General features: G+C 29.6%; 4 protein-coding genes. 1 reads left to right on the plus strand and 3 read right to left on the minus strand.

The features are described from left to right. Positions 1 to 374: 374 nt before the first annotated feature. The 3 genes from EKL98_RS15210 to EKL98_RS15220 all read right to left on the minus strand — a co-directional run bounded on the left by EKL98_RS15210 (position 375) and on the right by EKL98_RS15220 (position 2,150). Positions 375 to 1,271, minus strand: a complete 897-nt coding sequence (locus tag EKL98_RS15210) for an IS3 family transposase (protein WP_126563064.1) — start codon at positions 1,269 to 1,271, stop codon at positions 375 to 377. Further along, positions 1,208 to 1,735 carry a helix-turn-helix domain-containing protein gene (locus EKL98_RS15215; RefSeq protein ID WP_126563065.1) on the minus strand — a complete coding sequence of 176 codons (528 nt, stop codon included), beginning with the start codon at positions 1,733 to 1,735 and terminating at the stop codon, positions 1,208 to 1,210. The genes EKL98_RS15210 and EKL98_RS15215 overlap by 64 nt, the downstream gene beginning before the upstream one ends. Positions 1,736 to 1,817: 82 nt before the next feature. Next, on the minus strand, positions 1,818 to 2,150 hold the full coding sequence (locus EKL98_RS15220; RefSeq protein WP_126563066.1) for a single-stranded DNA-binding protein: 333 nt from the start codon (positions 2,148 to 2,150) through the stop codon (positions 1,818 to 1,820). Between the two features lie 232 nt (positions 2,151 to 2,382). On the opposite strand from EKL98_RS15220, the gene EKL98_RS15225 reads away from it, so the two are divergent. Continuing rightward, positions 2,383 to 2,795, plus strand: a 413-nt coding sequence (locus tag EKL98_RS15225; RefSeq protein WP_199740717.1) for a DUF389 domain-containing protein, incomplete at its 3' end; no start/stop codon positions are given.

The following is a 2,795-nucleotide window of genomic DNA, read 5'->3' on the forward strand; positions in this document are numbered from 1 at the left end:
CAAGGTTTGTGTAATGGTTTTGCACAATCCCAAACAGACAAAGAGGCAATTAAAAAATTTATTTATTTCATAGTTTTAAAATTTAAATTGTTTTTTGTTAATTTTAACTTTGTAAAATACACTCTAAATTTTCACATCTACAATACCTACAAATAGGCATATTTCAAATCATAAAATAAAATATTTAACCTAATTATCGAGCTTGAGTTTTTTTCATGATGGAGACTATTGTAGAAGTTTAAATACCTAGATATAAAATTCGGCAAAGGGTCTCATAACAAAATTTGTTTTAAATTCAAATTTTAGAAATTAAAACAAAAAAAAAAACGCCTGATTAAATTAGACTGAACCCAAAAGTTTGGACAAATTTATAATTAATTTTGATAATAATGAGCTCGATATTTTATCGGGCTCATTTTGTTTAAATTAGACTTACTTCTGTCGTTATTATAATAGTTTATATATTCTTTGATTTCCATTTTTAATTGTTCAATTGAGGTGTATTTTTTTAGATAAAACAGCTCAGATTTTAATATTCCAAAGAAATTTTCAATAATTGCATTATCCAGACAATTTCCTTTTCTAGACATACTTTGTATGATACCTTTTTCTTTCAATTGATTTTGATATCTTTTCATTTGATATTGCCAGCCTTGATCTGAATGTAGAATTAGGTTTGTATTGTTTGGTATTTTCTTAAAAGCTTTATTTAACATCATTACAACTTGATTAAACACTGGTCGTTCTGTGAGTTCATAACTGATTATTTCTTGATTAAATAAATCAATAATAGGCGATAAATACAATTTATGACCAGAGACATTAAACTCGGTTATATCGGTTGCCCATTTCTGATTTGGTGCGGTTGCTTTAAATTTCCTCTCTAAAATATTTGGTGCAATTTTACCCTGTTCGCCTTTATATGATTTATATTTCTTTACTCTAATTAAACTTTTTAGCCCTAATAATTTCATCAATCTTAAAACAGTTTTATGATTTATAATTATTGCTTTGCTATTGAGTTCATCAGTAATTCGTCTGTATCCATAACGTCCTTTATGCTTGTGATAAATGGATGTTATTAACTCTTTCATCACTTGATATTTATCGGCTGATTTAACCTTTTTTTGATGATAGTAAAAATTACTCCGTGCCATATTGGTTTGATTTAAAAGTAAATTCAAATCAAATTTATGCCTTAATTCCATTATGACTTGCGCTTTCTGGCTTTCTCTTCTGCTTGAATTAAGGCTTGCAACTTTTTTAGCAATTCGTTCTCACAACGCAATGCTTCATTCTCTAAAAGAAGTTCTTCTTCTCTTGTTAGTGGTTTGTCGGATTTTCTCTTTTTACGTTTATTGGTATCCATAGATTTTGGTTTGCCTCTGGTTTTTGGGTATAAGCCTACTAAACCAAAATTAGCAAAATCTTTCTTCCATTTTACAATAATACTTGTATCGGGGATATTAAATTTTATACTTGTTTCGCGCAAAGACAATAAATCTTTGTCAATTGCTTTTAATACTTTCAATTTAAAATCTAACGAATAACTTTGATTCTTTCTTGGTAACAAACTAATGGCACCATACTCTTTATAAAATCCAACCCATTTACGAATATTAGATCTACTTAAACCTTTTTGAGCGGAAACATAGTCCCAAGAATAATGTTTCTCTACTACTAATTTTACACATTCAAGTTTAAATGTGTAATCATACTTGACTTTTCTTTCCATAAAAATACCCCCAAATAGTGTCTAACTTTTTGGGGGCAGTCTATATTGAGAGGGCATTTTTTATATAAAAATTTCAGTTAAACTATTTACCCAAAAGTAATAATTCATTCACAACTATTTCTGTGATGTATCTCTTTTCACCGTTTTTATCATCATAACTTCTGTGGGTTAATTTTCCTTCGATTCCGATTTGGAGGCCCTTGGTCACATATTTTTCGATAAGGTCGGCCGTTTTCCCCCAGGCAACGACTTTGTGCCATTCGGTTTGTTCTACTTTTTCTCCTTTGTCATTTTTGTAACTATCGTTAGTAGCGATGGTTAAATTGGCTAATTTTTTTCCTCCATCAAAAGTTTTGATTTCTGGATCATTCCCTACGTTTCCGATTAACTGTACTGTGTTTTTCATTGCATTCATGGCGTGTAAAATTTAAATTGTTTATATATAGTTTGTTGAATTGTTCGTTCAAATCAACAGGGCAAAGATGCGACAGCTCAAAAACTTTATTCGGTTGATAACTATTTACTTTCGGTTGTAACTATTTGTAACCGTTTGTAAATGGAAATTATTTAGTATATTTGATTGATTTTTAAAGAATTATTAATTTTTAGAAGACTCAAACAATTTTTAATAAAAACGATTAAAAAGAATGATTTATAAAATATTAAAATTTACCGACCTTCATTCTGGAGAAGAAGACAAACAAAAAGTTTTAGAAAATGTAAAATCTAATATCTCTTTTCGAGGTTCAAACTTATGGATATTAGCCTGCGCCATTGTAGTCGCTTCGATCGGGTTGAATGTAAATTCGACAGCCGTAATTATTGGTGCAATGCTTATTTCTCCATTGATGGGGCCAATCATTGGTGCTGGCTTTGGACTCGGAATGTATGATTCTGAATTGGTAAAAAAATCTTTAAAAAACCTTATAATAGCTACAATCGTTAGTTTAGTAGTCTCAACAACTTACTTTTATTTAAGTCCTTTTAAAGAAACCCAATCTGAATTACTGGCGAGAACATCCCCAAATATTTATGATGTTTTGATTGCTTTTTTTGGGGG

The organism is Flavobacterium bomense, assembly GCF_003970355.1.